The 248-nt window shown below is 65.7% G+C and carries 1 pseudogene; it reads left to right on the plus strand.

Going from position 1 to position 248, the window contains the following annotated elements:
* A pseudogene (locus SB764_RS43305) lies at nucleotides 1–248 on the plus strand (glutathione synthase); the annotation flags it as partial.

Here is a 248-nt window from a genome sequence, read left to right on the forward strand (position 1 = left end):
GCGACCTGTACATCGAGACCGGCACGGTCAAGGCCGTCACCACGCCCATCGAGCTGGTGGATGGCGCCGACCTGCACGGCCATGACTGGTGGCGCGAATCGGCGCCGCAGGACCTGCCGCTGGCCGATTTCGGCGCGGTGGTGATGCGCAAAGACCCGCCTTTCGACATGGAATACGTGTATTCCACCCACCTGCTCGAATACGCCCAGGCGCAAGGCGCCAAGGTGTTCAACGGTGGCGCGGCGATC

This window comes from Paraburkholderia sp. SIMBA_027 (assembly GCF_046535315.1).
Taxonomy (GTDB): Bacteria; Pseudomonadota; Gammaproteobacteria; order Burkholderiales; family Burkholderiaceae; genus Paraburkholderia; species Paraburkholderia tropica.